This is a genomic window from Roseateles sp., from assembly GCF_965229315.1.
Classification (GTDB): Bacteria; Pseudomonadota; Gammaproteobacteria; order Burkholderiales; family Burkholderiaceae_C; genus Pelomonas.
The window spans coordinates 703801-729744 of record NZ_CBDDJA010000001.1; the positions used below are offsets into that span (position 1 = coordinate 703801).

Below are 25944 nucleotides of genomic sequence, written 5' to 3' on the forward strand. Positions count from 1 at the left end.
TTCACGCGACGGCCGCCGTTGGCGTGGCCGCGCGGATGGCGCAAACTTGGCGCATGACCCAGGCCCAGCCCACCCGCCGTACCGCCCGCTCGTTGTCCCTGCCTGCGCTGCTCGCGGCGCTTGCCGTTGCCGCGGGCGCGGCGCGCGCCGACGGGCTCGACGCGCAGGAGCAGCAGATCGTTGCCCACGTGAAGCGTCTGACGCCCGACGCGCTGACCCTGCTGGAACGCAGCGTGCTCGTCAACAGCGGCACGCTCAACCCGGCCGGCGTGCGCGAGGTGGGCCGACTGTTCGGTGCCGAGTTCGAGGCCATCGGCTTCAAGACCCGCTGGGTCGACATGCCGCCGGCCATGCAGCGTGGCGGGCACCTGGTGGCCGAGCGCGTGGGCGACCAGGGCCGGCGCGTGCTGCTGATCGGGCATCTGGACACCGTGTTCGAGAAGGACAGCCCCGTGGCGCCGTGGCTGAGCGATGGCAGGAAGGTCCGCGGCCAGGGCGTGTCCGACATGAAGGGCGGCGACGTCATCGTTCTGCTCGCGCTGAAGGCACTGAACGAAGCCGGCGCATTGCAGGGCCGCACCGTGCGTGCCGTGTTCACCGGCGACGAGGAGCGCGTGGGCTCGCCCGCCGAGGTGGCACGTGCCGCGCTGATCGACGCCGCCAGGCACAGCGACGTGGCACTGGCCTTCGAGGGCGCCACCAAGGACGACCAGGGCCGCGACGCCGCCACCATCGGCCGGCGCGCCTCGGGCGGCTGGCAGCTGCAGGTGACGGCGCGCACGGGCCATTCGGCCGGCGTGTTCGGCCGCGACGGCTTCGGCGCCGTGTACGAGGCGGCCCGCGTCGTCAACGCGTTCCGCGAGCAGCTCATCGAGCCCGACCTGACCTTCAACGCCGCCACGCTGGTGGCCGGCACCAGCGCGAGCTGGGACGGCGCGCAGAGCCAGGGCCAGGCCTTCGGCAAGACCAACGTCATCCCGCGCGACGCGGTGGTGCACGGCGACCTGCGCTACCTCACGGCCGAGCAGGGCGCCAAGGCGCGCGAGCGCATGCAGGCCATCGTCGAGCAGGCGCTGCCGGGCACGCGCTCGAAGATCAGCTTCCACGAGAGCTACCCGCCGATGGCGCCCACGCCGGGCAACCTGAAGGTGCTGGAGGCGTATTCGAAAGCCAGCGCGGACGCGGGCCTGGGCGCCGTGGTGCCCTTCCCGCCAGGGCAGCGCGGCGCGGGCGACGTGCAGTTCGTCGCGCCCTTTGTGGACAGCCTGGACGGCCTGGGCGCCGCGGGCGGCGGCGCGCACACGCCGGACGAGTGGCTGGAGATCGCGTCCATCGAGCGCGGCGCGATCCGGGCGGCGCTGCTGATCTATCGCCTGACCCGTTAGCCGACGGTCTCCTAGCGCAGTCGCGCCGCCGCGCAACCCGGCAGATCTCCCGGGTCTGTTCGGCCCACCGCGGGCGTGCGGCGGTGACACACTCGCCCGCATCGAACGGCAGGGAGACAGGTGTGTCGCAGAACACAAACGGGCCATTCCAACTGACGCGGCGCCGCGTCATCGGCACCGGTGCGGCGGCGGTGACGCTGCTGGTGCATGAGCTGGCGCTGGCCTTCAAGCCGCCCGCGCTGAAGAACCCGGGTGCCCGGCCGCAGCCGCCAGGCACGCCCGTGCAGCCGCAGACACCGCCCGGCGCGCCCGACTGGTCCGGCGGCCCCGGCCAGGCGCGCTTTCGCATCGACGGCCTGGCCAAGGTGACGGGCCAGAAGATCTACGCCCGCGACTTCCGCGCCATGGACATGCCCGGCTGGCCGCAGGCCGAGCGCCCGGCCATGATCCTGCGTGCCACCCAGCCCGGCCTGGTCTTCGCGGGCCTGGACCTGCAGCGCCTGGCTGGTGTGGACGCCGTGCCGCTGCTGACCATCACGCAGACGGCGCTCACCGGCTATCCCTGGCCGCAGCGCGACCTGGCCTCGCTGAACCTGCAGCTGCCCTTCTCCAGCGCCGGCGCCGATGGCGTCTACCAGCTGCTGGTGCCGGTGGGCACGGCGCCGCAGTTCTATGGCCAGCCGGTGGCCATCCTCGTCTTTGCCGACGGCAACGCCTGGCGCCGCGCCAAGCGGGCGCTGCAGTTCCAGCCCGGCGTCGTGCAGACCGGCGGCCTGCCGCCGCCACCGAAGCAGCCCTGGGTGATGGCCTACAGCCCGGTCAACTACCTGACGCGTTATGAGGCGCCCGGCGTCGAGCCCTTCTCGCAGGTGCAGGTGGGCTACGCGTCCGACCCCTACCAGCCCGACTCCAGCAGCCAGCCCTACAACAGCACCGCGCGCCGCCTGCGTGGGCGCATCGACACCGCGCTGCAGGCGCCCAGCGCCGATGTGCTGCAGCTCGGCGGCAGCTATTCGACGCAGGTGCTGGACCCGATGTTCATGGAGCCCGAGGCCGGCCTGGCCTGGCTGGACCGTTCGGCGCAGGGCACGCTGAACCTCGTGCTGGGCACCCAGGCCACCAACGGCGACTCGGGCGACAGCCTGGCGCTGTTCGGCAAGGACTGCCCCATCCAGGTCACGACCGTGGTGCTGAACTCCTGCTACCCCGGCGGCGGCTTCGGCGGGCGCGACGTGTCCACCTTCCCCACGCTGCTGGCCGTCACGGCCGCGCTGGCCGACGGCCCGGTGCGCATCGCCCAGGACCGCTACGAGCAGTTCCAGGGCGGGCTCAAGCAGCTGGCCAGCCGCATCACGCAGCGCATCGCGGTGGATGCGAAGACGGGCCGGTTCATCGCCTTCGGCAGCCAGCAGGTGCTGCCGGCCGGCGGGCAGAACAACTACAGCCAGTTCGTCGCCATGCTGGCGGCCTATTGCGGCCTGAGCGGCTACGACATCAAGCAGGCCTATGTGGACGCCATCGCCCAGCCCAGCACGGGGGTCGTGGCCGGCTCCATGCGCGGCTTCGGCGGGCCGCAGGCCAGCTTCGCCGTCGAGACGCTGGTGGACGAGGTGGCCGTGGCGCTCAAGCGCGACCCCATCGCGCTGCGCGAGCTCAATGCGCTGCGCGAGGGCGACCGCACCATCACCGGCGCGCCGCTGACCCAGGCGATGGCGCTGCGCGAGATCTGCCGCCGCTCGCGCGAGCACGCGCTGTGGCGCGACCGCGAGGCCGTCCAACGCCGCAAGGCGCGCGAGGGGGTGCGCTACGGCGTCGGCTTCGCGCTGGCCAACCAGGCCTATGGCACGGGCAAGGACGGCGTCATGGCCGAGGTCGCCATGGACGCCGCCGGCCGCTTCGCGGTCCGCACCAACTGCGTCGACATGGGCAACGGCTCGGCCACGACGCTGGCCATCTCCACCGCCGCCTGGCTGGGCCACAACGCGCACGACATCGTCATGGGCGATGTCGGCAGCTTCAACGCGCTGGACGTCAGCACCTATGCGGGCGGCGACTGGAGCAAGCCCAACTGGACGGCGGGCTTCGCCATGTCCAGCAGCGCCTGCCTGACGGCTTTCCACCAGGTGCACGTCACCGAGCAGGCCAGCCGCGTGCTGTTCCAGGCCGGGCTGCTGCCCGCGGCGGCGGCGCTCTGGGGCGTGCCGCTGGCGCAGGTGCAGGGCAGGACGCGGTGGGACGCCGGGCGTCTCGTCGCCCCCGGCCTGGCGCCGCTGCCGCTGCAGGCGCTGGCCGCCCAGGTCCACCAGGCCGGGCTGACCTCGGCCGCCATGGTGCATGGCCTGTACGAAGGCTCGTGGGTGGCCGGCACCTATGCCGTGCCGGCCGGGCCGCCGCTGCAACTGCCCATCGACGGGCTGTCGCTGCGCGCCGCCGGCCAGTCGACCTGGACGCCGGTGCTGCGCCAGCATGTGATCCCGCCCAAGCCCGAGGCGGCGCTGTACGGCCGCAGCCTGTATGCGCCGTCGGGCGTGCTGGTGGCCGTCGAGATCGGGCCGCGCAACTTCGCGCCGCGCGTCGTCGACGTGCAGCTGCTGGTGGACGCCGGCAAGGTGTTGCAACCCGACCTGCTGCTGGGCCAGGCCCAGGGCGGCATCGCCATGGGCATCGGCTATGCGCTGCTGGAGGACCTGCCGCTGGAGGCGGGGGGCGCGGGTGACGGGCGCTGGAACCTGGACCGTTATCACGTCGCGCTGAGTGCGGACCTGCCCTTGGCGCGCATGGGCATCACGCCCCTGCCCACCGGCGAGACCACTGCCAAGGGCATCGCCGAGGCGGTGCTGTGCCCCATCGCGCCGGCCATCGGCAATGCGATTGCGCATGCGACGGGGAAGCGGTTTCGGGCGTTGCCGATCACGGCGGCGGACATTGCGAGGGCTTTGGCATGAGCGGGTTGTTGGCCAGGCCCAGCGGGGATTTCGCCCCCGCGGGCGACCTACTTTTTGCGCCGCCAAAAAGTAGGCAAAAAGCTCTCCCCTGCGAAACCGCCCCTGTCGGGGTCCCCTGCGATGCTCGAAGCCCGGGGCCGCGCCCAACTCGCTTCGCTACGCTGCGCTCAAACAAAGGGGCGCGAAGTCAGTGGTTGATGCTCGCTGCGCTCGCGCCCCGGGCTTCTGCGCTTCTCGGCGGTTTAGAAGGGGAGGCCCCAGAACAGCCGAACAGCCAACAGCCAAACCCGAAGTCCGGGCGATGGATGTATTTCTGCTTGCCCCCTTTTAGCCCCGCCGAGGAACGGAAGACCCGAAGCCCGTTCGCGCAGCGAACTTCAAGTTCTGACTCGCGACGCCTGTCTGAGCAGAGCGTAGCGGCGCGAGTTCGGCGCGGGGCTTCGGGGCTGAGTACCGCAGGGAACCCGAAGCGCAGCGAAGGGCGGGGCGGTCAGGGGGGAGCTTTTTGCTTACTTTTTGGCGGCCCAAAAAGTGAGTCGCCCGCCGGGGCGAACTCCCGGCACCACGCTTGGAAAGGAGCAACTGCGGCGAGCAGCCAGCACCACAAGGGGTCGAACCATGACTGACCAAGTCACAGTCCAATTCAACGTCAACGGCCACCCCGTCAACACGACGGTCCCCACCGACCTCCCTCTCGTCGACTTCCTGCGCGAAGAGCTGGGCCTCAGCGGCACCCGCCTGTGCTGTGGCATCGGCGTCTGCAAGGCCTGCACCGTGGCCGCGCGCCGCGTGCCCGGCAGCCAGGCGCAACCCCTGCTCGCCTGCTCCACGCCGGTGGCGCTGCTGCAAGGCCAGTCGATCACCACCGTTGAAGGCACCGGCAGCATGGTGCAGCCGAGCAAGGTCCAGCAGGCCTTCCTCGACCACTTCGCCTTCCAGTGCGGCTACTGCACGCCCGGCTTCGTCATGGCCACAGAGATGCTGCTCGGCCGCCTGCGCGCGCAGCCCGTCCGGCGCGAGCAGCTCGACGCCGCCATCGAGGACGCGGTGGGCCAGCACATCTGCCGCTGCACGGGCTACGCCCGCTACCACCAGGCCATCCGCGCCGTGGTGCTGGCGGAGAAAGGCCTGGTGACGGCATGAGAGCCTTGTTGTTGCTGTTGCCACTGCTCGCGGGCACCGCCCGGGCCGAGACGCTGTTCGAGTACGGCCGCCAGTGCGCCGCGCAGATCAGCGAGATCCCGGCGTTCAGCTGCATGGCGGGCGAAGAGATTCCCATCACCGTCGATGGCAAACCCGTGCCCGCGCAACCGGCGCCGGCCACCTGCGACCGCCCCTCCCTGCTGCCGCAGAACGACGCCGGCAGCCAGGGCCAATGCGTGCCCGGCAGCCGCGCCCTGGTGCTGCGCGACGACAAGGCCGCGCAGATCAGCGCCGTCTGCCGCAAGCAGGTCGCGCGGCCCGCGGGCAGCCCGCTGTTCGATGAGATCAACGTCATCTCGCACAGCCTGAAGAACGGCAAGACCTGCTGGTTCACCGCCAAGGCCCGGGCGCCGTTGAGCGAAGGCGCCGGCATCGACGGCCGCTGGGTGCCGTCGCCCAGCACGCTGACGCTCAGGCCCGCGCCGCCCGGCCCGGACGGCGTGAAGGCGCCGCCGGCCGACAAGCTCTGGCTCTCGCCCGCCAAGGTCGCCGGGAGCCAGCCCGCGTGCATCAGCTGCCACGACAGCGGCCCGTTCATGTACAGCCCCTACATTGCGCAGACCACGCAACTGCCCGGCGACCCGTTCGGCTTCTACGAGCCCAAGGCCATCGGCGCGGACTTCAAGAAGGCGTGGGCCAGGCTCGACGCCTTCGGCATCACCACGCGCGGCAACACCTGCACGGCCTGCCACCGCATGGGCAACATGAACTCCTGCCAGGTGGCGATGAAGCAGTCGACGGGCCGCGCGCCGCAACCCGGCGGCGACGACTGGTCCAAGCAGTTCCCCCAGTCGCACTGGATGAGCCCGGGCAACCTGCACAGCCCCGCGCAGTGGAACGAGCAGTTCGCGGACAGCCTGAAGAAGCTGGCGGCGTGTTGCGAGAACCCGCAGGGGGCGGGGTGCCAGGTGGTGGAGTACAGGTCTAAATTGCAGAAGCGATAGACCATCAACAGGGAGCCTTGGTGGATTGCCTTACTTTTATAAGCAAGATCATTGAAGCACTGGCATGGCCCGCCACAGTGATTACGCTGCTTTGGATGATCCGCAAAGAGTTGCCTCAGATCGCCAGCTCTCTGCGGAGGTTGAAATACAAAGACGTGGAACTTGAGTTTGGAGAAGCAGCGAAGCAGTTAGCGGCCGAGGTCAAAGAGGCGGTTCCTCAGGATGATCCGAAGCCAAATCTGACGATAGGTCTAGCTACGCGGTCAGATGCACAAGAGAGGCTACAGACGCTAGCCGGGCTGGCACCTAGGTCCGCAATCCTGGAAGCTTGGTTGCTGGTGGAATCCGCTGCCGCAGATGCCATCAGACGGACAGGGCTGGATACCATGCCCGGACCGCAGAACCTGATGCAGAGACTCCAAAAAGGGGGGCTGCTCCGACCGCGGCAAATGGGAGTCTTCGAAAATCTTCGGCGATTGAGAAATGAAGCGGTGCATTCGGCAGACGCCATTTTTTCCCAAGAGGCAGTGCTGAGCTATGTGGAATCGGCCGTGACGATGGCCGCATATTTGGAAGAGCTGGGCGATTGAAACGCCCTCAAGTTGCATGGCTCGCCGCTCAATTCAGCCCCTCGCGAATTTCATCAACCGCCCTCGGTAATTCGCCCTCCCCGCCTCCGCACCCAGCAGCGTCTCGCTGAACTCGAACCCCAGCGCCGCCATCCGCTTGCCGAACGCCGCGCGGTTGCCGCGGTTGGGGTCGACGATGAGCAGCTCGCAGCGCGGCAGCGCATGCTTGTCGATGAAGGCCGCCAGCGCGCCGCCGTCGTCGCGTTCATAGAGCACGTCGCTGCCGACGATGAGGTCGAAGCGGCCTTGCACACGCGGTGCACCGTGCTCGGCGGCCACGGCGTCCTCGCTCCAGTCGCCGTGGCAGTAGCGCATCGGCGCGAGGTCGTTCAGGCGCAGGTTCTCCAGCAGGAAGGCGCCCGCCAGCGGGTGGATGTCGCTGGCCGTCATTTCGGCGCCGCGGCGGTGGCAGACGAGGCTGGCCAGCGCCAGGCCGCAGCCGATCTCCAGGATGCGCTCGCCCTCGGGCAGCGGCTTTACCGCCATCGCCGCGGCCAGGTGCAGTCCCGAGGGCCAGACCTGGCCGAACAGCGGCCACTGCGCCGATGAGATGCCCAGGGCCTCGGCCGCACCGGCCGGGTCGACGAACTGTTGGGTGTCCAGCAGCGAGCGGATGTGCAGAGCCGACGCTCCGTCGATGGCGAGCGTCTGGACTTTGACTTCATAGCCGGGCATTCGCCCTCCGGTTGACCTGCCGTGATGGATCGGGATTGCAATGCGACACGGGGAGGTCAGCGCCGCTGGTTCACAGCGGCCGGGCGACAGGCCGGCGGGGCAAGACGGGGGTGGCTGCGCGATGGCAACCGCGGCCAGTGTAGGCGTGTGGCTCAGCTCATCAGGCTGTAAGGCCCGCCGCGCTGCAGTGCCTTCTGGTACGCCGGGCGCGCGTGGATGCGGGCCAGGAAGTCGGCCAGCTTGGGGTAGCTGCTCAGGTTTCCGCCGCGCGCGGCAGCGGCCTCGACGGGGAAGCTCATCTGCACGTCCGCCGCCGTGAACTCGGCACCGGCGAACCACGGCCGCGCGGCCAGCTCGCCGTCGAGGAACTTCAGCTGCGCGTCGATGTTGGGCTGCACGAAGCCGGCCAGCACCTTGTCGGCGATGCCCTTGGCGATGGGCTTGACGAAGAAGGGCATGGGCGTGCGCTTGATCTTGTTGAACACCAGCTTCATCACCAGCGGCGGCATGGCCGAGCCCTCGGCGAAGTGCATGAAGTAGCGGTAGTGCAGCAGGTCCTGCTCGCCCGTGGGCTTCAGCCGCCCCTGGCCGTAGCGGTCCACCAGGTACTCCAGGATGGCGCCGCTCTCCGCCACGGTCAGCGCGCCGTCGGTGATGACGGGGCTCTTGCCCAGCGGATGGACCTGCCGCAGCTCGGGCGGCGCGAGCGAGGTCTTGGCATCGCGCTCGTAGCGCTTGACCTCGTAGGGCAGGCCCAGTTCTTCAAGCAGCCACAGCACGCGCTGCGAACGGGAGTTGTTCAGGTGGTGGACGGTGATCATGCGGGCGAGTCTAGGCTGGCTTCGCGCCGTCCGCGTCCGGCGCCAGCAGGGTGCCGAACACCAGCTTCACCACCAGCAGCCCCGCGCCGGCACAGGCCACCAGCACCGCGTGCAGCGCCCAGAAGTGGGAGCCTTGCATCACCTCCAGCAGGCCGGCCAGCCAGCCGACGAAGATGTTGCCCAGGAACAGGTGCAGGTAGTAGATGCCCAGCATCACGCCCTGGAAGCCGCGCGGCGCGACGCGCGAGTACAGCGCCAGGCCCACCGGCAGGATGTTGGCGAAGCCGATGTTGTTGACGAAGGCGTAGGCGAACGACCACAGGATGCTGATGCGCGCGCCATTGGCCTCGATGGCCAGCGCCGGGATCATCAGCAGCGCCGGCGCACCGGCGGCGATGAAGCAGCCCAGCGCCATCTTGGTGATCTCGTCCGGCTCGCGCCTGCGCGTGGCCCACCAGCGCCAGAAGGCCAGCGCGGCCAGCATGGTGCTGGTGCTCAGCAGCGCATCCACGGCCTGCAGCCAGGTCACCGGCACGGTGAAGCTGCCCACGTTCATGTCCATGTGCTGCTGCGACCACAGCGGGAAGCCGTTGTTGTATTGCTGGTTGCCGACGATGGACAGCATCAGCACCGGCAGGATGGCCACCAGCAGCGCGACCTGCAGCAGGCCGCGGCGGCCAATTCGGGATTCAGGCGGGAGTGGCGCCGCCGCGGCCTTGGCGGCGCCGCGGGGTGCCTCCGGCGGCAGCCAGCGCCGGCCGGCCAGGTAGACGAACAGGCCGATCAGCATGCCCACGCCGGCCGAGCCGAAGCCCCAGTGCCAGCCCACCCGCTCGCCCAGCGTGCCGCAGACGATGGGCGCCGCGATGACGGCGATCTGCACCGCCAGCATGAAGATCTGGAAGGCGCTCGCCCGGCGCTTGTCGCCCGGCGCGTACAGGTCGCCCACCTGCGCGGCGATGTTGCCCTTGAACGCGCCCACGCCCAGCAGCAGGCAGCCCAGCGCGGGCAGCAGCAGCACCTCGAACGCCATCAGGAAGTGGCCGGCGGCCATCAGCAGCGCGCCGATGACGACGGTCCGGGTGCGGCCCAGCCAGCGGTCGGCGATCAGCCCGCCGAAGATGGGCGTCAGGTAGACGAGGCCCACGTACAGGCCGAACACCGCCGACGCCAGCTGCTGCGGCGAGCGCGAGCCGGTGACGTTCTCGATGGCGCGGCGCAGCGCATCCATGCCGGCCACCTGGCCGATGTTCTCGGGCATGAACAGGTAGTTGCCCAGGTACAGCACCAGCAGCGCCTGCATGCCGTAGTAGCTGAAGCGCTCCCACAGCTCGCAGAAGGACAGCCAGCCCAGGCCGGCGGGGTGGCCCAGGAAGGCGCGGTCATGGCGGGCGCGGGCGGCGGCGGCATCGTCGCCTGCGGAGAGGGTGGCGGAGGTCAAGAGGAGTCCCGGAAATCTGCAAAGCCGCGACTGTCCACTGCCGCGGTGCGGGTGGCAATTCGCAGTCGCCCGCGGGTGCCGGCAGTCATGGGGGCTTTACCCACGGACACAATGCGCCACATGACATCCAGCCCGCGCATCCTCGTCACCGGCGGCAGCGGCTACATCGCCGGCGTGCTGATCCGCCAGCTGCTGGCCGCCGGCTGGCAGGTGCACACCACCGTGCGCGACCTGAAGCGCGAGCCGGGGCTGCGCCAGCGGCTGGGTGTGGCGCCGGGCGACGAGCAGCTGCGCTGCTTTGCCGCCGACCTGCTGGCCGACGCCGGCTGGGCCGAGGCCGCGGCCGGCTGCAGCCATGTCGCCCACCTCGCCTCGCCGCTGCCGGCGGGCGTGGCGCGCGACGCCAACGAGCTGATCGTGCCGGCGCGCGACGGTGCGCTGCGGGCGCTGCGCGCCGCGCGCGATGCCGGCGTGCAGCGCTTCGTGATGACGTCCTCCGTCGCGGCCATCGCCTATGGCCATGGCCCGGGCGAGCACCATTTCGACGAGAGCGACTGGACGCGGCTGGAGACGCCCGGCGTCCCCGCCTACATCCAGTCCAAGACCCTCGCGGAGCGTGCCGCGCGCGACTGGGTGGCGCGCGAAGGCGGCAGGCTTGAGTTCTGCACGGTCAACCCGTCCGTCGTGCTCGGGCCCGTGGCCAGTGCGGACTATTCGGCCAGCGTGGTCATCGTGCGCAGCCTGCTGGAGGGCCGCATCCCGGCGCTGCCCCACATCGGCTTCGGCATCGTCGACGTGCGCGACGTGGCCGAGCTGCACTGGCGCGCGCTGACCGCGCCCGGCATGGCCGGCGAGCGCTTCATCGCCTGCGGCGGCTTCCTGTGGCTGCGCGAGGTCGCGGCCATCCTGCGCGCGGAGCTGGGCGAGCAGGCGCGCAAGGTGCCCACGCTGCAGATGCCCGACTGGGCCGTGCGGCTGCTGGCCAGGGTCAGCCCGACGCTGCGCACGGTGGCCAGCGAACTGGGGACGTTGCGGCACCAGGATGCGACGCATGCGCGTGACGTGCTGGGCTGGGTGCCGAGGCCGCCGCGGGAAGCCATCGTGGCGACGGCGAGGGATTTGATCGCGCTGGGCGTGCTGAAGCGCTGAGCCGCTGATTCACCGCTCGTCTGGCCGATCAGGCCCTGCGCCGATTTCCGCCTGCAACGCGTCGCCGACGTCGCAGTACGCCTTCGCCGCCCTGCGCTCCTGCGCGAACTCGAAGTAGTACACCGGCCGACCCGGCATGCCCTCGCTGTTCTTTTTGAGTTCGAAGAAGCGGAACGTGACCGGCGCCGGGCTGGCGAAACTGTCCCCCAGCTCACGGTCCGCGAGGATCAGCGTGGCATCGGCGTTCGCCGTGGGTGCCAGCAGCCGGACATCATGCAGCAGGCAATCCGCGCCGCCCGACACGTTCAGCGTGAGGTGTTCGCCGCGTGGCAGGCCTTGGCGCTTTTCGTCGCGGGCATCGAAAACCGGCACGAGCTGCCATTGCGGTTTGGAGCCCGGCCCGGTGGGCGCCTCGATGTAGATCGTGAGCACGTCGAAGCCATGGGCGTTGGCGTTGTCCCGGTGCGCCAGAAAGGCTTGTGCCGGCATCGGCGCCGCAGTCAGCGACAGAACGTTCAGGCCGTTCGACAGCGGGATCACCCGCCCGGCTGCGTCGACACCCCCGGCCTTGACCGCGGCCGGACACAGCGCCTGCAGCACAAGGATGAGGCTGATCGCCAGGCGCAGGCCGGGCCTCGTGGCGTGATGTTGCGAGCGGTTGAAAGCGGGCATGGTGCGTGACACCGGCGTTGCGTTGTCAGGCATTCTTGCCAGGCGCTGCGGAAGTAAACAGCAGGGTCGCGGAACGTTGCTTCCGCGGACCCGGCGCCTTCGCGGAAGGCTTCAGTCGCAGCTTTGCTTGCGGTAAGCCGCGCGCAGTTCAAACAGCCGTTTCTGGGCCGCCTTCAGTTCGGGATCGGCCTTGGCTGCCGCCTCGGCCGCTTCGGCCATGGGAATTTGCTGGTCCAAACCTCGACATTGCCGCTGGGCCTCAGGGCTCAACCGCTGTCGGCGCCCGAACTGATCGACCTGCTGGGCGTTCATGCCCGTCAAGGGCTTGATGGCCTCGGCCATGCCTTCGCGGAAACGCTCGTTACGAACGTCCGATCCTTGCAGCTCCCGACCGCTCGACTTGTTCAGTCCGCGGGTCGGTTCGACTGCCACTTTTTTCGCCCCCAGGCAGGGCGAGTCGGAGTAGTTGACCTTGCCACCCTCCTCACACTTGTAGACCGTACGGCTGGCCTGGGGCAAGGTCTGCGCAATGGCGACGGTGGTGCAAAGCAGCAGAGCAAGCAGCGACAGCAGCTTCATGAACGATCTCCGGCCGAAGACCGCACATGCTACCGAGGGCTAACGCCCCCTTCTCTGCCACAACGGCTTCTTCCCCTTCAGGTGCCTTTCGATCCCGTCGTTCAACCGCGAGCGCAGGTCGATGACCGCCTCGACATGCCCGAACACCTCGGGGAAGCGCAGGTCCAGCCACAGCCACAGCGTGCATTGGCGCAGCGCCTGCTCCATGCGGTCCAGGCGGCTGTGTTCGTCGACATCGTCCAGGAACCACGGCGTGCCGGCCTTGCCGGTGCGGGCGTGGCTGGCGGCCCAGGACTGGAACTGCTCGACGACCTGCGGCAGGCGGTCGTCCACCGGCGCCTGCGCGTAGCGGAATCGCTCCTGCAGCGGCAGCGAGCCGGCGTTGCGGTCCAGCATCTCGGCCAGGCCCAGCATCTGCTCCAGCTCGGCCACTTCGAAGTGCGCGTCGTCCAGGCGCAGCTGCTGCATGAAGACGGTCAGCACCTGGTGCAGGCTGTTGACGCCCAGCCGGGCCGAGATGGTCTGCACATGCCGCCAGTTGGGCGCCACCGGGCACTTGAAGTCGCGCGGCGCGCGCGGCTCCTTGGGCAGCAGCTCGCGCAGCGTCTTCATCGCGTCGGCCTCGGCCTCCTTCAGCACGCTCACAAACCCCTCGTCGTGCATGCCGTAGCGGCCCGCGCGGCCGGCGATCTGGTGCACCTCGCTGACCGACAGCTCGCGGTCGCCGACGCCGTCGAACTTGGTCAGCGTCGAGAACAGCACGCGGCGGATGGGCAGGTTCAGGCCCATGCCGATGGCGTCCGTCGCCACCAGCACGTCGCTGGCGCCGACGGCGAAGCGCTCGGCCTCGCGGCGGCGCACCTCGGGCGGCAGCGCACCGTAGATGACGCTCACCGCGTGGCCGGTCTGCGCGATCTGGTCGCGCAGCATCAGCACGTCGCGGCGGCTGAAGGCCACCACGGCGTCGCCCGCCAGCAGGTGCGTCATGGGCACGGGCGCGGGCATCAGTTGCACATGCTGCTTGCGCTCGAACACGCGCCGCTCGGGCTTCTCGCCGCACAGTTGCAGCAGCCGCTCGATGGCGGGCGCCGCGTAGGCCGAGGCGATGATGATGAGTTCGCGCGCCGGCACGCCGACGATGGCCTGCGTCCATGCCCAGCCGCGCGAGTCGTCGAAGATCATCTGCGCTTCGTCGATGACGGCCACGTCCACCACGTCGCGCGTGTTGACCATCTCGATGGTGCTGCTCACCACGCGCGCGCCGTTGGCCGGCACGCTTTCCTCGCCGGTCAGCAGCGAGCACGGCACGCCGCGGCCGACGAGGCGGTCGCGGCCTTCGAGGGCCAGCAGCCGCAGCGGCGCCAGGTAGGCGCCGTCCAGCGCCTGCGCCAGCCGCTCGAAGGCGGCGTACGTCTTGCCGCTGTTGGGCGGGCCCAGGTACAGCGTGACCTTGCGGCCCAGCTTGCGCGCGGTGTCGAAGCTGTCCGGGTAGCCCTGGAAGGCCAGTTCGCGGCCCAGGCTGGCCAGCGTGCTCAGCTCCTCGACCTGCTGCTCCCAGCGGTCCTGGGCGCGCGTCAGCGCCGCCTTCAGGTCATGGAACGGCATGGGCACGCCGCACTCGGCCTGCAGCCGCGGCAGCAGCGATGCGAGCTGGGTGGCGTCCCCCATGGCCTCGCTGCGTGCGACGAGGTGGTTCAGGTGCAGCGCCAGCTCGGCCGTGTACGAGTACTCGGGCGCCTGGCCCAGCGCCTGGCGCAGCGCGGCCGCGTCGCCGTCGCGGAAGAACGCCCAGACGGGTTCCTCGGGCACCGGCACGCGGTGCGACAGCTCGATGCGCCAGCCGGCGTGCGCCAGCGCCACGGGCTGCACGCACAGCCGCGTGAACACCAGGCCCTCGCGGCGCAGGCCCAGGCTTTCGAGCTGCTGCAGGCGCTGCTGCATCTGCGCGCGCAGCGAGCTGGTGGACGGGCCACCCTGCGGCGCGTCGCCCCGCCCCTGCAGCGGCGTCGCGTCGAGCTGCGCCAGCGCGAACGGGATGTGCCGCGGCAGCAGCCAGCGGCTGGGCCGGCCGCCGCCGGCGGCCTTGGAGACCTGGATGCAGCCCAGGCGGTCCAGCGACTCGTCGCTGCCGTGGTCGAAATCGGCCGGCACCAGCACCTGCGGCAGCGCATAGGCCGCGTGGCGGATGCGCGCCCAGTCTTCGGGGGCGAGGCTGGCAGGCAGCCGGGCGGCGTGGCGGGGCTGCGGGAGCGGGAAGGCCGGCGCGGGCGGCCTGGAATCGGGAGAGGGGGACTTCACGACGGAAGTGGAACACAGCCGCGCGATGGCCCCGCCGGCGCCGTCGTCGGGCGGGTCGCCGGTGCGCACGCCGGGTTCAATCCACCGTGGCGGCGCGGGGTGCGTCTTCCGCTGCGGCCTCGGTGGGCGGCGCCGGCTCGGTCAGCGTCAGCACGATGTCCGGATACCACGCGGCATTCAGGCCCAGCGACTCGTCGGTCTTCAGGTCGCGGTGGCCCACGTCGAAGCGCGAGGAGTGCACGCCCAGCAGCATCCACGGCATCGGCTTGCGGCCGGGCGCGCGCACCACCACCGGCGCGCCGCTGATGCCGCGGTGCGTGCGCGCATCGGTCAGGAACCAGCCCATGCCCTGGAAGCGCCAGCCGTAGGGCGACGCGACGATGCCCTGGCGCACGACCGGGAAGTGGTGCAGCCCGTCGTGGAAGCCCAGCGGGAAGCCCGGGATCAGCAGCGGCTGGCCGATCAGCACCTCGTCGCCCGCGCCGGGCAGGCTGTCCGGCGTGAACGCGGCCAGCGCGACGGCTGCCGGCAGGGCGTCGGCCTCGATCTCCAGCACCGCCACGTCGATGTCGCCGCCGTCGTCCTGGCCCTGGCGCCAGTTGGCCAGGCCGTCGCGGTAGAGCAGCACCGACAGGCCGATGGAGTCGGTGAGGTTCTGCGCATCGGCGTGCAGCTCGATCTCCAGGCGGTCCGGGTGGTGGCCGCTCGCCTCGTCGATGAAGACGTGGCGGCTGCTGACCAGGTACAGCCGCTCGTCGCGGCGGAAGAAGAAGCCGCTGGCGCTGGTCAGCCCCCGTTTGCCCGCGAAGGTGCCCAGGCGCACGGTGGCCAGCAGCAGCGGGTCGACCGCGGTCATGGCGGCTGCGCGCTCAAAAGGCAGGGCGCATGCTGCTGCGGCCCAGCAGCGACGCCAGGTGCTTGCACATGTTCTCGCCGGTGGTCGTGAGCTGCAGCGAGCCGCCTTGCCATTCCATCCAGTGCAGGGCGACGTAGTCGTCGATGTAGCCGGCGTCGATCTCGCTCGCGCGGCGGCGCTTGAGCAGGTCGACGGTGGCCAGCAGCTCGTCGCGAAGGACGTCGCGTCGTGTCGGGGTGGACGGCGTGGCAGGTGGGGTCATGGAACTCTCCAGTTCGGCAATGCACACGGCGCGGGGCGCGCGTGCGTGGGTCGTGCGAGATCGTGCAAGGGCGTGCAAGATGTGTGCCCCGGCCGGGGCACCGGCCGTTCGACCCCGGCGAGGACAGCCTCGCAGGAGCGACGGCAGCAAGCGACGAGCCGTGGCACCGCGGGTGTGGGCCGGCTCGACAGCCGAGCAGGTCCGGGTTGGGGCTCGCCGCTTGAAGGAGGATGACGACCTGGGCAGGCCGGCGGGAGCCGACAGGCCTGGAGGCGCGAGGAAGGTGTGCGCCGGTGTCCAGCCCCCGATGTCGCGCCGTTGAGCAGATACGCGACGGGAGAAGAGCCATTGTAGGGCGGGGGTCCCGCCCCCTGGTGCGTCGGTGTGCCGGGTGCGCCCGCGCTACTGCGGCAGGCAGGCCAGCATGCGCTGGATGTCCTGCGCGGCATAGCCGGACGCGGCATCCTGCAAGGCCCGCGGCGAGACTTCGGACGGGATAACGGACGTGACCGGCTTGAGCAGCGCGGCCCGGCCCAGCACGACGAAGTCCAGCGGTGTGTCGATGCCGACGTAGGCGCGCACGTCGGCGCGCGACGTGGCCGTGTGGCCGGCGCGGCAGCGGTCGCCGGTGGCGTCGGGGAAGGTGCGGAACGGCTCGCGCAGGGCCAGCTCGTCGGCACCGCAGCGCTGGTCCAGCGGGATGGGGCCGGGCTTTTGCGGCGCCACCGCGCCCCAGCGCAGCAGCTGGTGCAGCGCGATGGACCCCTCGCCGAACGCCGGACCGGTATCGCCGATGAGCGCCAGCGTCGGCTGCATGCCCCGGCCGCCGACCCACGCCACCTTGCCCAGCAGGTCGCGCTGCGGCGTGACGGCAATCGGCAGCGCCGCGGAGTCCAGGTAACGCGGCTTGCCGTCGACGACGTGCCGCAGGGACGTGGTGGACACATAGGTCTTCACCGGCTGGCCCGACATGCCGTCGACCTCCGGCCCGAGCCGCGGCCGCCCCAGCCCGTTGCCGACGACGGCCTTGCCCGGCCCGCAGGACGTGATGCTGCCGCCCGCCGCGAGGGGCTCGACCTCCAGCGCGTAGACGCAGAACGCCGGCGAGCCCGGGCCGAAGCCCTGGCGTTCGGTCTGCAGGAAATCGGCCCGGCAGCCGCCCGACTGGCAACTGCGGGTGGCGCCGCCCTGCCAGCGGTCCAGCCCGTTGGCGATGTAGGTGAAGCCGCCGTCGCCGACCGTGTACGAGGCCGTCGCGCCGTCCGGGTTGACGGCCAGTCGCGCCCGCACGGCGATGGAGCCATCGGCGAACACGCGCGTGGCCGCCTGCATGGTCGACTGGCCGTCGGGCGTCTTGATCTTCATCGTGCCCGGCACGCCGCAATCGGCCGCTGCGAGTGCGGTGGCCGGCATGGCGATGGCAAGCAGCAGCGCGCTCGAACGGCTCAGGCGGCTCAAGCGGATCAAACGATGGGGTGCCATGGCGTCATCCTCTCGGCGGCCCGGGCCGCCATGTCGATCCCGCAGGCTAACGCCGGCACCGCGGCCAGCGCGTCCACCCGATTGACGAGGCAGGCGGCGGCTGACGCCGGGGGCTGTTTGTGCAGAATGCCGCCGTATGACCGGCATCACGACCTTCCACACGCCCGGTCGCGGCGGCACGTTGCGCGCCGTGCCGGCGCCGTTCACGACATCCGACGGCGGGCCTCGGCGCCCGAGGGCCTGAGCGATGCGCCGGCTTCGCTACAACGTGGCGTGCAGCCTGGACGGCTTCATTGCCGACCCCGATGGCGGCTACGACTGGATCGTGGACGACAAGGGCATCGACTTCGACGCGCTGTACGCGCAGTTCGACACCTTCGTCATGGGGCGCAGGACCTGGGAGGTGATGCAGGCGCAGGGCGATGCGAACCCGCTGCGCGGCAGGCGCATCGACATCCCGACCGAAGCCGGCCTGCCCCTCCTTGAGGCGGGTCAAGGCAAATAGCGCAGCGCGCTCCCCGAATGACGACACGTCGCGCCATGCAGGTCATCCGCGAAGCCGACACGCAGGTCGACGAGGCGCCGCCGCACGGTGCGATCGGCATGTCCACCGCCTGCCGGATCAGCGACGCCGTGCCGCAGCCGCGGGCGATGGAGTTCCGCAAGCGGGTGCTGCACCCCGGCGCGGCCATCGGCCCGCATCCGGCAGGTCGGCGGCGTGCCGCTGGCGCTGATCGTCAGCTACCCCAACCCGGCCGCGGCGTTGCCGCCCAACCGTTCCATCCCCGAGGCGGTTCTGCTGCCCGAGCTGGCCTACCCGGACGTCGACACGGCGGCCGACTGGCTGTGCCGCGCATTCGGCTTCGAAGTGCGGCTGCGCATCGGCGGACACCGCGTGCAGTTGACCGTGCCGGGCGGCGGCGCGCTGGTCGCCAGGCAGGGCGAGGTACCGCCCGGCTGCTTCGCCGCACATTCGGTCATGGTGCGCGTGGCGGACATCGACGCCCACCATGCGCGTGCCGTTGCCGCCGGCGCCGTGGTCGCCGGTGCGCCGACGACCCACCCGTATGGCGAGCGCCAATACGGCGCGCGCGACCTTGCGGGCCATGCGTGGGTGTTCACGCAGACGGTGGCGGATGTGGACCCGGCGGACTGGGGTGGGGTCACTGAGCCGGGCTGACCCCGCTCAATCCAGCGGCCAGGGCACACCTTTGGGCAGCTGCGCCGTCTCCGCCGGCTCTTCCGGCTCTTCCGGCTGTTGACGCGCCGGCCCAGGCGCATCCGCCGCTCGCCACCACGGCGTCACCGGCTCGCCATGGGCAGGCTCCACCGCCTCGCCCAGCCGCGGCATCAGCAGTTGGGCGCCCTGCTTCGGCCCCAACGCCAGCAGCGTCTCGGCCGGCTCGTCCCAGTCGTGCAGCGCCAAGGAGAACGTCCCCCAGTGCACCGGCAAAAAGGCGCCGCCGCCGAGCAGCTGGCAGGCCTTCAGCGCGTTCTCGGGCCCGAGGTGGATGTCGCCCCACGACGGGTGGAAGGCGCCCACCTCCAGCATGACGAGGTCGAACGGGCCGAGCCGTTCGCGGATGGACGTGTACTCGCTCGTCAGGCCGGTGTCGCCGCTGAAGAACACGCGGTGCTGCGGCGTCTCGATGACCATGGACGACCACAGCGTCGCGTTGCGGTCCTTCAGCGACCGGCCCGAGAAATGCTGCGATGGCGCGGCATGGATGCGCAGTTCGGCGCCCGGCGCCTGCCAGTGCTCCCACCAGTCCAGCTCGACGATGCGCTCAGGGGGGACACCCCAGGCCTGCAGGTGGGCGCCCACGCCCAGCGACGTGATGAAGGGCACGGCCTGCAGCTTCACCAGCTCCTGGATGGTGCCGATGTCCAGGTGGTCGTAGTGGTCGTGCGAGATGACGACGGCATCCAGCCTGGGCAGGCCTTTGAGCGCCAGCGGCACGGGCTGGAAGCGCTTCGGGCCGGCCAATTGCGAGGGCGACGCGCGCTGGCCCCAGACCGGATCGGTCAGCACGCGCAGGCCGTCGATCTCGATCATCACCGTGGAGTGGCCAAGCCAGGTCGCGCGCAGGCCGGTGCCCGCGGGCTTGAGCCAGGCGTCCAGCGGGTTCACCGACGGCAGCGGGCCGGCCGGCTTGCGGCGGTCGTCCGGGCACAGGAAGTCGCCCAGCGACGGCCGCTCCGTGCGGTCGCGCAGGCCGGGCTGGATGGGGTGGACGTTGTGGAAGCCCTCGCCGGTGTCGGTCACCCGGTAGCGCGGCGAGGCCCGCATGCGTTCGAGACGGAGGCCGGTGGCGCGTTTGCCGAGAGATTTCATCGAAGGGGGACGCAGGGGCGGGCTCCCGCAGGTGGTAGCGCCGCGCCGGCTTTCAAGCCCGTTTTGATCCGGCCTCAGGCCGGCCGATGTTCCGTGCCGGCGCCCAGCGTCAGGAAGAACATGCGGCTGGGCCGGAACACCTTGGCCGTGTGCCACACGCCGCGCGGCACGACGACGGCGCCGCGGCCCTCGATGCGTTGCGTCACCAGGCCTTCGGCTTGTTCCAGGTGGAACTCGATGTCGCCGTCCAGCAGGTAGACGAACTCGTCGCCGTTGGGATGCATCTCCCAGCTGCCCCAGTCGGCGTCGCAGACGAATTCCGACACCAGCCAGCCGCGGCCCAGCGCGTCGAGTGCGTCCTGGGGCTGCGCCCAGAAGGCGGGCCCGCCGGGCTGCGGGCGGATGCCGCCGCTGGCGTCCAGCAAAGCGTAGGTCTCGTCGGGCAAGAACTTCATGAGGCGGCCTCGGCGTGAAGTCATGGGGTCCGTGCAGTGTGCACGGCGCGGGCAGCTGTCACCGCGGCAGGCACCGCGGGGGGCTTGAAATGCCGCCCGTAGCCAGCACGTGTGGCAGCGTAGTTCCTCTGGAGTCCGCAAGTGCAACCCGTCGTCAAGATCACCGTCCCGTCCGAGCTGATGCCCCTGGTTCGCTTTGCGCAATTGCTGCAGGCGCTCGACGGGCAGGGCGGCGCGGCCGACCCCCATCAGTACCAGGTGCTGGTCGGCAAGATCACCGCCGAACTGCGCACCCACCAGGGCCACCCGGCGCTCGATGGGCTGCTGGACCACCTGCCCGCCAGCGCCGAGATCTACGAGAACCTGCAGTACGGCCACGCCGGCCTGTGCCGCATGCCGCTGGGCCGGGCGGTGGAGTCCGAGTTGGCCATGCGCGAGCTGCTGGACCGCGTGCGCGGGGCGTGATCGTCAGGCACTGCGCAGCCCGATCTCGAACACGACGCCGCCGGCCACGTTGCGTGCCGTGATGCGGCCACCCATCTTGGCGAGGTAAGTCTTCGCAACGAACAGGCCCTGGCCGCGGCGCTGGCCGTCCCCGGGCGCGGCGTCGCTGACGCCGTAGTCGAAGATGCGCGCAAGCTGGTCTTCAGCGATCTGCAGGCCCTGGTTGTGGATGTCCACCGCGGCCAGATCGCCGTCCCGGCGCAAGGCCAGCGTGATCGGCGTGCCGGGGGCGCGGTAGCGGCCGGCGTTGGTCAGCACATGCGTGATCGCGTCCTCCAGCGGGTATTCGTCGGCCTGCACCCAGACGGGCTCGGCGGCCGGCGTGTAGTGCACGCCGGCGATGCCCGCATAGGCGGCGTTCCCGGCGACCTGGCGCAGGAAGGCGTCCAGGTCCAGCCGCCCGGCGGCCAGCGTCGCGGCGGCCAGCGCCTCGCTCGGCGAGGCCTGGCCGTACAACACCTTCACGGCCTGCTGCATGCGCTGCACGTAGCGCCGGCTCGGGTCGGCGTCGCCCGCGTGCAGCAGCATCAGCGACTGCAGCGGCGACATGATCTCGTGGCCCACGGCGTGCCACTGGTCGTGCTCGCGCTCGGCGCGCAGCTGCTCGCGGCGCAGGCTGTCGCGGGCGTGCTGCAGCAGGTCGGCCAGCACGCCGGCCAGGATGCCCAGCTCGTCGCGCCCGCGCAGGTCGGCCACGTCCAGCGTGCCCAGCTCGAAGCGCTGCGGCGCCTGCATCCGGTGCGACAGCGCGGCGGCGCGCTTCGTCAGCTTCGCGACGCGGCGGATCAGCCCCACCTCGATGATGAGCCAGGCCAGCGCGATGGATGCCAGCATCGCGCCCACCGGCCAGGCCAACCGCGCGGCGCTGGCGCTCAGGGAGCGGTCCAGCCCCTGCAGGTCGCCGGTCAGCGTCACGTCGAAGCGGCCTGCGGGCGTCGTCACGCTGTCATGTTCGGACAGCGTGCGCGGCGCGTCGGGCGCGGGCAGGTGCTGGATCAGCGCCGTCAGCCACGGCGACGGCGGCGCGCCGGCCTGCTCGGCGCCCTGCAGCAGCGCGACGACGTGGCTGCCGCGCGTGATCGTCAGCGTCTCGCCCGGCGACAGCGCGGCGGCCAGGCGCGCCAGCGTCAACGGCGGCTGCGCCCCCGGCGCGGCGCTGTCGAACAGCGTCGCGCCGCCCGGCCCCAGCAGCGCCAGGCGCAGCCCCGTGCGCGACAGGTCGGACGGTGGCCACTGCGGCCCGCCGGGGCGGAACAGCGCCTCGCGGAACGCCTGCACCGGCAGCCGCACGGAGACCGTCGTGCGGCGCGCGCAGGGCTCGGCCGCTTTTTCTTCAGCCAAGCAAGGCCCCTCGCGCCAGACCCAGCCGCGGAAGTCGCGCTGCGGCCGCGCCCGGCGCGGCAGCGTGGTGGCGTCGGCCGCGTCCACCGTGAAGCCGGCGAGCTGGCCACGCTGGCCGTCCAGCATTTCGACGGGGGCCAGCCAATGCTGTTCGGTGTCGCCCTGCCGCAGGCTGATGCGCACGCGGTGCACCTCGGCCAGGTCCAGCGCGCCGCGCTCGCGGCTGACGAGCGGCGGGGCGTCCAGGCCGGCAACGAGGTAGACGAAGCCGCCCGCATAGGCATTGCTGCCCACCGCCGCGCACAGGCTGGCGCCGCCCGGGTATTGCCGCGCGCAGCCGGCCATGTCGACGGCACGCTGCGCCTTGGTCGCGTCGTCGAAGTCGATGGCCGCGAACGGCAGCACCAGCGGCGCGACCCAGCCGGCGTCCACCTGCGCCGGCTCGGGGTTCATCAGCGCGAGCTGCCCCGACGGGTGGCGCAGTTGCGCAACCACCTCGGCCAGCGACTTGGCGAAGGTCTGCTCGTAGCGCTGCGCGTTGCGCTGGCGCTCCTCGTTCAGCAGCGCGACGGCCAGCGCCAGCGTGGCCAGCGCCAGCGCGACGAAGACGAGGTGGAAGACGATGCGGTTGCGGAAGGCCGCGACGCCCAGGCGCGGCATGTCCGCGAACTCGGGCAGTGGCAGCTCGACCCGCCCGAGCTTCATCCGCCCGACCAGCGAAAGCCGCGCATGGGGATGTTCTCGATGCCGTCGAACGCCGGGTCCACGTCGCGCAAGGCGTCGCGGATGGTCGCCACGTGCTTCCTCACGTTGTCGCGGTTGCGGCCGCTCTTGACGACGTCGAACAGGTCTTCGTAGCTGACCACCTCACCCGTGCGCGCATGCAGCGTCGCGAGGATGCGCTGCGCCGTCAGCGGCAGGTTGATGCGCTGGCCGCGCCACATGGGCGTGCGCTGCCACAGCGGGTCGAGCTGCAGGCTGTCGTCGGCGGCCTTCGTGGCCTGCCTCGTGGACGGCTCACGCAGCCGCGCCGTGCGCAGGATGTCCAGGAAGGTCTCGACGAACTCGGCCTCGTCGAAGGTCGTCTTCTGCAGGTAGTCCCAGGCGTCCAGCGCCTTCATGATGCTGCGGTAGATGGCCGCCGGCATGGCCGACACCACCAGCACCGGCGTGCCCAGGCCCTGCTTGTTGATCTCGTTGATCAGCGCCACGCCGGCGTTGCGCTCGCGGCCCAGCTCGATGTCCAGCACGACGAGGTCGTAGCGCTCGCGCAGCAGCGCGGCCTCGGCGGCGTCGCGGTCGACATGCTGGTCCACGACCAGCTCCGGGCGGGCGGCACGTATCCAGCCGGCCAGCTGCGCGCTGGTGGTGGGGTCGTCCTCGATGACGGCGATGCGGGGCATGGCGGGGATTATGGGGAGCCCCGCCGGGGCAGATGCGGAAGGAATCTTCCGCGAGCCGGGGCATCACCTCGGCGCTCAGCCGCCGATCACGCCGCACGCCACCCGCGCCCCACCGCCGCCCAGCGGTGCCGGGTGGTCCGAATGGTTGTCGCCGCCGGCATGCACCATCAGCGCATGGTTCTTCACGTCGGCCAGCTTCAGGCGCGGGCCCAGCACGGGCGACGTGGCCGAACCATCGGCCGCCACGTACAGCGGCGGCAGGTCGCCCAGGTGGCCGTCGCCCCAGGGCTCGCCGTGCTTCTTGGTGCCGGCCGGGTCCAGGTGGCCGCCGGCGGCCTGGGCCGGCGTCATCACGCCGTTGTTGTCGGCCGGCGCGCAGGACGGCTTCTCGTGCACATGGAAGCCGTGCTGCCCCGGCGGCAGACCCTTCAGGTCGGGATAGAAGGCCAGGCCGTAAGGCGTCTCGACGATGCGGACCGTGCCCACCGCAGCGCCGTCGCCCTGCTTCTCGGCCATCTTCAGCGTCACGCCGATCTCGGCGCCCAGCGCCACGGAACTTGCCACCAGGCAGGCGGCGGCGATCAGCGTGCTTCTCATGGGGTTCCCCTTGAAGTGAGGCTGTTGAGGATAGCAACGCGAGGGGGTGTTGTTGAGGGATGTTGCGGAACTAGGGGTGGCGGGCGAATTTCGGTTTGGTTATCGCGGTTTCTGGTTGCTGGCGAGTGCGTTGCCGGGATTTCGCCCCGGCGGACTTTCTGGTCCGCCAGAAAGTAGCCAAAGGGCTCCCCCCGAACGCCCCGCCCTAAGCTGCGCTGTGGGTTCCCTGCGTTACTCAAGGGGGCAAGAGAAATACATCCACCGGCCGGCCGTTGGGCTTGGCTGTTGGCTGTTCTGGGGCCTCCCCTTCTAAACCGCCGAGAAGCGCAGAACGGCGAGGCGCGCTCGAAGAGCGCCTCGACCACTGACTCTGCGCAGTTGTTTGAGCAGAGCGTAGCGGCGCGAGTTCTGCGCAGGCCTTGCCGTTCGAGCATCGCAGGGGACCCCGCAGGGGCGGTTTTGCAGGGGCGATTTCTTTGCTTACTTTCTTGTTCGCACAAGAAAGTGAGTCGCCCGCCGGGGCGAAATCCCGGCACGGTCCGCTGCATCAACCCACTGCATCGAGAAGCCACCCCGGAAGACTCCTTCCGCCCCGCCGGAAGACACGCGCCCCGCGCGCCACTCGCGCCTTCCCGCCCGACCGGGAACCATGGCTGCCATGCATCGCACCACGACCCCGCGATGCGCAACGCCCTGGAGCCCGCCATGCTGCACCGCCTCAAGACCCTCGCCGCTTCCCTCCGCCACGCCTTGCGCCGCAGCGCCAGTCGCGGCCTGGAGGCGGCGCCCACCGCTGCGCGGTCCGTGCGCCGTGCGCTGCCGCCGCTGCTGGCCGTCACGGCGGTCACGGCGTTGGGCTATGCCGTCGTCACGCACCCGCCGGTGCAGGCCGTGCCGCATGGCCTGGCCGCGCTGCGAACCAACCAGTTCAGCGGCGGCACGAGTGAGTTCCGGTCGGGCAGCTTCGTGCGCATCCCCGGCCTGCACGAGGTGCGCTTCTTTCCGCTGCGCGACCAGAGCTACCACCCCGCGTCGCTGGCCAAGGCCGAAGGCGCGACACCGCTGCAGTCGGTGGAGGGCCTGTCGCTGGGCCTGGACATGACGGTGCGCTGGACGGTCGATGCGACCCGCCTGCCCGAGCTGGCGCGCAAGCTGCCCGACGACATCGAGGGCGACGTCATCGCGCCGGCCGTGCAGGCCGTCGTCTACAAGCAGATCGCCCGCCACACGGTGCGCGAGATCTTCTCCAGCCAGCGCGCCGAGATCGCCACGGCGCTGGAGGCCGAGCTGCGCGTGAAGCTGGCCGGCGACGGCGTCGTGCTCAGGAGCATCCAGATCGGCTCGGTGGACCTGCCGGCCGACTACCGCCGCGGCATGGACCGCCTGCTGGCCGACAGCCTGGCCAGCGAGCGCATGCGCTACACGCTGGAGATATCGGAGAAGCAGGTCAAGCAGAGCGAGTTCACCGCCCAGGCCGACAAGGTGCGCCGCGAGACAGCCGCCGAGGCGGCGGGCCGCGAACAGATCATCGCGGCGCGCGCGCAGGAAGAGGCGATGAAGCATGTGCTGCCCTTCAAGCAGAAGCAGATCGAGCAGCGCGCGCTGGAAGCGCAGGCCGACAGCGCCGCTCGCATCCAGCAGGCCGAAGGCGCGGCCAAGGCGCGTCGCATCGAGGTGGACGCCGAGGCCGCCGCGCGCCAGAAGCTGGCCGAGGCCGAGGCCTACCGCGTCGCCCAGGTCGGCCGGGCCAACGCCGCGCAGATGGCCGCCGAAGGCGAGCTGCTGACCCGCCACCCGCTGCTGGTGCAGAAGGCGATGGCCGACAAGCTCTCGGACAAGGTGCAGGTCATCATCGCGCCGCCCGGCTCGGGCGGCTTCATCGGCAACGCGCTGCTGGCGGGCACCACGCCGGCTGCGAAGGCCACGCCGGCCGCCGCGCTCGAAGGCGGTGCATCGGAGAAGGAGTGA

24 protein-coding genes are annotated in these 25944 nt (G+C 70.9%); 10 read left to right on the plus strand and 14 right to left on the minus strand.

Annotated elements, in window-relative coordinates:
- Positions 1-53 precede the first annotated feature (53 nt).
- The 5 genes from ACO07H_RS03295 (at position 54) to ACO07H_RS03315 (ending at position 7067) form a co-directional block, all read left to right on the plus strand.
- On the plus strand, positions 54-1385 hold the full coding sequence (locus ACO07H_RS03295) for a M20/M25/M40 family metallo-hydrolase (RefSeq protein WP_422011079.1): 1332 nt from the start codon (positions 54-56) through the stop codon (positions 1383-1385).
- A 122-nt stretch (positions 1386-1507) separates the two neighbouring features.
- Positions 1508-4330 carry a xanthine dehydrogenase family protein molybdopterin-binding subunit gene (locus ACO07H_RS03300; protein WP_422011081.1) on the plus strand — a complete coding sequence of 941 codons (2823 nt, stop codon included), beginning with the start codon at positions 1508-1510 and terminating at the stop codon, positions 4328-4330.
- A 618-nt stretch (positions 4331-4948) separates the two neighbouring features.
- Positions 4949-5473: a (2Fe-2S)-binding protein gene (locus tag ACO07H_RS03305; protein WP_422011083.1), complete on the plus strand. Its 525-nt coding sequence runs from the start codon at positions 4949-4951 to the stop codon at positions 5471-5473.
- A complete protein-coding gene (locus ACO07H_RS03310; RefSeq protein ID WP_422011085.1) occupies positions 5470-6477 on the plus strand; it encodes a hypothetical protein in 1008 nt (335 codons plus the stop codon). Before ACO07H_RS03305 ends, ACO07H_RS03310 begins: the two co-directional genes overlap by 4 nt.
- 95 nt (positions 6478-6572) lie before the next feature.
- Entirely contained in the window at positions 6573-7067 is a 495-nt protein-coding gene (locus ACO07H_RS03315; RefSeq protein ID WP_422011087.1) for a hypothetical protein, read from the plus strand.
- A gap of 33 nt (positions 7068-7100) precedes the next feature.
- On the opposite strand, the gene ACO07H_RS03320 is transcribed toward ACO07H_RS03315, so the two are convergent.
- The 3 genes from ACO07H_RS03320 to ACO07H_RS03330 all read right to left on the minus strand — a co-directional run bounded on the left by ACO07H_RS03320 (position 7101) and on the right by ACO07H_RS03330 (position 10043).
- The gene (locus ACO07H_RS03320) at positions 7101-7781 is read right to left on the minus strand and encodes a class I SAM-dependent methyltransferase (protein WP_422011089.1); all 681 of its coding nucleotides are present in this window, start codon (positions 7779-7781) and stop codon (positions 7101-7103) included.
- Positions 7782-7933: 152 nt separating this feature from the next.
- Positions 7934-8602: a glutathione S-transferase family protein gene (locus tag ACO07H_RS03325; protein WP_422011091.1), complete on the minus strand. Its 669-nt coding sequence runs from the start codon at positions 8600-8602 to the stop codon at positions 7934-7936.
- Between the two features lie 10 nt (positions 8603-8612).
- Positions 8613-10043, minus strand: a complete 1431-nt coding sequence (locus ACO07H_RS03330) for a peptide MFS transporter (protein WP_422011093.1) — start codon at positions 10041-10043, stop codon at positions 8613-8615.
- Between the two features lie 120 nt (positions 10044-10163).
- Here ACO07H_RS03330 and ACO07H_RS03335 point away from each other — a divergent pair, with 120 nt between their 5' ends.
- Positions 10164-11192, plus strand: a complete 1029-nt coding sequence (locus tag ACO07H_RS03335) for an NAD-dependent epimerase/dehydratase family protein (RefSeq protein ID WP_422011095.1) — start codon at positions 10164-10166, stop codon at positions 11190-11192.
- 9 nt (positions 11193-11201) lie between these two features.
- On the opposite strand, the gene ACO07H_RS03340 is transcribed toward ACO07H_RS03335, so the two are convergent.
- From ACO07H_RS03340 to ACO07H_RS03365, 6 genes are all read right to left on the minus strand, one after another.
- Positions 11202-11897 carry a hypothetical protein gene (locus tag ACO07H_RS03340; RefSeq protein ID WP_422011097.1) on the minus strand — a complete coding sequence of 232 codons (696 nt, stop codon included), beginning with the start codon at positions 11895-11897 and terminating at the stop codon, positions 11202-11204.
- A 78-nt stretch (positions 11898-11975) separates the two neighbouring features.
- On the minus strand, positions 11976-12443 hold the full coding sequence (locus ACO07H_RS03345) for a DUF4124 domain-containing protein (protein ID WP_422011099.1): 468 nt from the start codon (positions 12441-12443) through the stop codon (positions 11976-11978).
- A gap of 39 nt (positions 12444-12482) precedes the next feature.
- Complete coding sequence (locus tag ACO07H_RS03350) at positions 12483-14741, minus strand: helicase-related protein (protein WP_422011101.1); 2259 nt, start codon at positions 14739-14741, stop codon at positions 12483-12485.
- Positions 14742-14817: 76 nt separating this feature from the next.
- Positions 14818-15597 carry a S1 family peptidase gene (locus ACO07H_RS03355; protein WP_422011103.1) on the minus strand — a complete coding sequence of 260 codons (780 nt, stop codon included), beginning with the start codon at positions 15595-15597 and terminating at the stop codon, positions 14818-14820.
- Between the two features lie 13 nt (positions 15598-15610).
- Complete coding sequence (locus tag ACO07H_RS03360; RefSeq protein WP_422011105.1) at positions 15611-15859, minus strand: hypothetical protein; 249 nt, start codon at positions 15857-15859, stop codon at positions 15611-15613.
- Positions 15860-16261: 402 nt separating this feature from the next.
- Positions 16262-17341: a hypothetical protein gene (locus ACO07H_RS03365; protein WP_422011107.1), complete on the minus strand. Its 1080-nt coding sequence runs from the start codon at positions 17339-17341 to the stop codon at positions 16262-16264.
- 247 nt (positions 17342-17588) lie between these two features.
- On the opposite strand from ACO07H_RS03365, the gene ACO07H_RS03370 reads away from it, so the two are divergent.
- Both ACO07H_RS03370 and ACO07H_RS03375 read left to right on the plus strand, forming a co-directional pair.
- A complete protein-coding gene (locus ACO07H_RS03370; RefSeq protein WP_422011109.1) occupies positions 17589-17846 on the plus strand; it encodes a dihydrofolate reductase family protein in 258 nt (85 codons plus the stop codon).
- 213 nt (positions 17847-18059) lie between these two features.
- Complete coding sequence (locus ACO07H_RS03375; protein WP_422011111.1) at positions 18060-18521, plus strand: VOC family protein; 462 nt, start codon at positions 18060-18062, stop codon at positions 18519-18521.
- A 6-nt stretch (positions 18522-18527) separates the two neighbouring features.
- On the opposite strand, the gene ACO07H_RS03380 is transcribed toward ACO07H_RS03375, so the two are convergent.
- Entirely contained in the window at positions 18528-19676 is a 1149-nt protein-coding gene (locus ACO07H_RS03380; RefSeq protein WP_422011113.1) for an MBL fold metallo-hydrolase, read from the minus strand.
- Between the two features lie 74 nt (positions 19677-19750).
- Positions 19751-20131: a cupin domain-containing protein gene (locus ACO07H_RS03385; protein WP_422011115.1), complete on the minus strand. Its 381-nt coding sequence runs from the start codon at positions 20129-20131 to the stop codon at positions 19751-19753.
- A 141-nt stretch (positions 20132-20272) separates the two neighbouring features.
- Between ACO07H_RS03385 and ACO07H_RS03390 the strand changes: the two genes are divergently transcribed.
- Entirely contained in the window at positions 20273-20596 is a 324-nt protein-coding gene (locus tag ACO07H_RS03390; protein ID WP_422011117.1) for a hypothetical protein, read from the plus strand.
- Between the two features lie 3 nt (positions 20597-20599).
- On the opposite strand, the gene ACO07H_RS03395 is transcribed toward ACO07H_RS03390, so the two are convergent.
- The 3 genes from ACO07H_RS03395 to sodC form a co-directional block, all read right to left on the minus strand.
- A complete protein-coding gene (locus ACO07H_RS03395; RefSeq protein WP_422011119.1) occupies positions 20600-22681 on the minus strand; it encodes a sensor histidine kinase in 2082 nt (693 codons plus the stop codon).
- Positions 22678-23379, minus strand: coding sequence for a response regulator transcription factor (locus ACO07H_RS03400; protein ID WP_422011121.1), 702 nt, complete (start codon positions 23377-23379; stop codon positions 22678-22680). Before ACO07H_RS03400 ends, ACO07H_RS03395 begins: the two co-directional genes overlap by 4 nt.
- Positions 23380-23454: 75 nt before the next feature.
- Positions 23455-23976, minus strand: a complete 522-nt coding sequence (sodC, locus tag ACO07H_RS03405; RefSeq protein ID WP_422011123.1) for a superoxide dismutase [Cu-Zn] SodC — start codon at positions 23974-23976, stop codon at positions 23455-23457.
- A 705-nt stretch (positions 23977-24681) separates the two neighbouring features.
- Between sodC and ACO07H_RS03410 the strand changes: the two genes are divergently transcribed.
- Positions 24682-25944: an SPFH domain-containing protein gene (locus ACO07H_RS03410; RefSeq protein WP_422011125.1), complete on the plus strand. Its 1263-nt coding sequence runs from the start codon at positions 24682-24684 to the stop codon at positions 25942-25944.

Bases quoted from the DNA above. Each gene is read 5' to 3' on its own strand.
- ACO07H_RS03295 (WP_422011079.1), top strand. From the start codon at position 54: ATGACCCAGGCCCAGCCCACCCGCCGTACCGCCCGCTCGTTGTCCCTG.
- ACO07H_RS03305 (WP_422011083.1), top strand. From the start codon at position 4,949: ATGACTGACCAAGTCACAGTCCAATTCAACGTCAACGGCCACCCCGTC.
- ACO07H_RS03310 (WP_422011085.1), top strand. From the start codon at position 5,470: ATGAGAGCCTTGTTGTTGCTGTTGCCACTGCTCGCGGGCACCGCCCGG.
- ACO07H_RS03315 (WP_422011087.1), top strand. From the start codon at position 6,573: ATGATCCGCAAAGAGTTGCCTCAGATCGCCAGCTCTCTGCGGAGGTTG.
- ACO07H_RS03320 (WP_422011089.1), bottom strand. From the start codon at position 7,781: ATGCCCGGCTATGAAGTCAAAGTCCAGACGCTCGCCATCGACGGAGCG.
- ACO07H_RS03325 (WP_422011091.1), bottom strand. From the start codon at position 8,602: ATGATCACCGTCCACCACCTGAACAACTCCCGTTCGCAGCGCGTGCTG.
- ACO07H_RS03335 (WP_422011095.1), top strand. From the start codon at position 10,164: ATGACATCCAGCCCGCGCATCCTCGTCACCGGCGGCAGCGGCTACATC.
- ACO07H_RS03340 (WP_422011097.1), bottom strand. From the start codon at position 11,897: ATGCCTGACAACGCAACGCCGGTGTCACGCACCATGCCCGCTTTCAAC.
- ACO07H_RS03345 (WP_422011099.1), bottom strand. From the start codon at position 12,443: ATGAAGCTGCTGTCGCTGCTTGCTCTGCTGCTTTGCACCACCGTCGCC.
- ACO07H_RS03355 (WP_422011103.1), bottom strand. From the start codon at position 15,597: ATGACCGCGGTCGACCCGCTGCTGCTGGCCACCGTGCGCCTGGGCACC.
- ACO07H_RS03360 (WP_422011105.1), bottom strand. From the start codon at position 15,859: ATGACCCCACCTGCCACGCCGTCCACCCCGACACGACGCGACGTCCTT.
- ACO07H_RS03365 (WP_422011107.1), bottom strand. From the start codon at position 17,341: ATGGCACCCCATCGTTTGATCCGCTTGAGCCGCCTGAGCCGTTCGAGC.
- ACO07H_RS03370 (WP_422011109.1), top strand. From the start codon at position 17,589: ATGCGCCGGCTTCGCTACAACGTGGCGTGCAGCCTGGACGGCTTCATT.
- ACO07H_RS03380 (WP_422011113.1), bottom strand. From the start codon at position 19,676: ATGAAATCTCTCGGCAAACGCGCCACCGGCCTCCGTCTCGAACGCATG.
- ACO07H_RS03385 (WP_422011115.1), bottom strand. From the start codon at position 20,131: ATGAAGTTCTTGCCCGACGAGACCTACGCTTTGCTGGACGCCAGCGGC.
- ACO07H_RS03395 (WP_422011119.1), bottom strand. From the start codon at position 22,681: ATGAAGCTCGGGCGGGTCGAGCTGCCACTGCCCGAGTTCGCGGACATG.
- ACO07H_RS03400 (WP_422011121.1), bottom strand. From the start codon at position 23,379: ATGCCCCGCATCGCCGTCATCGAGGACGACCCCACCACCAGCGCGCAG.
- sodC (WP_422011123.1), bottom strand. From the start codon at position 23,976: ATGAGAAGCACGCTGATCGCCGCCGCCTGCCTGGTGGCAAGTTCCGTG.
- ACO07H_RS03410 (WP_422011125.1), top strand. From the start codon at position 24,682: ATGCTGCACCGCCTCAAGACCCTCGCCGCTTCCCTCCGCCACGCCTTG.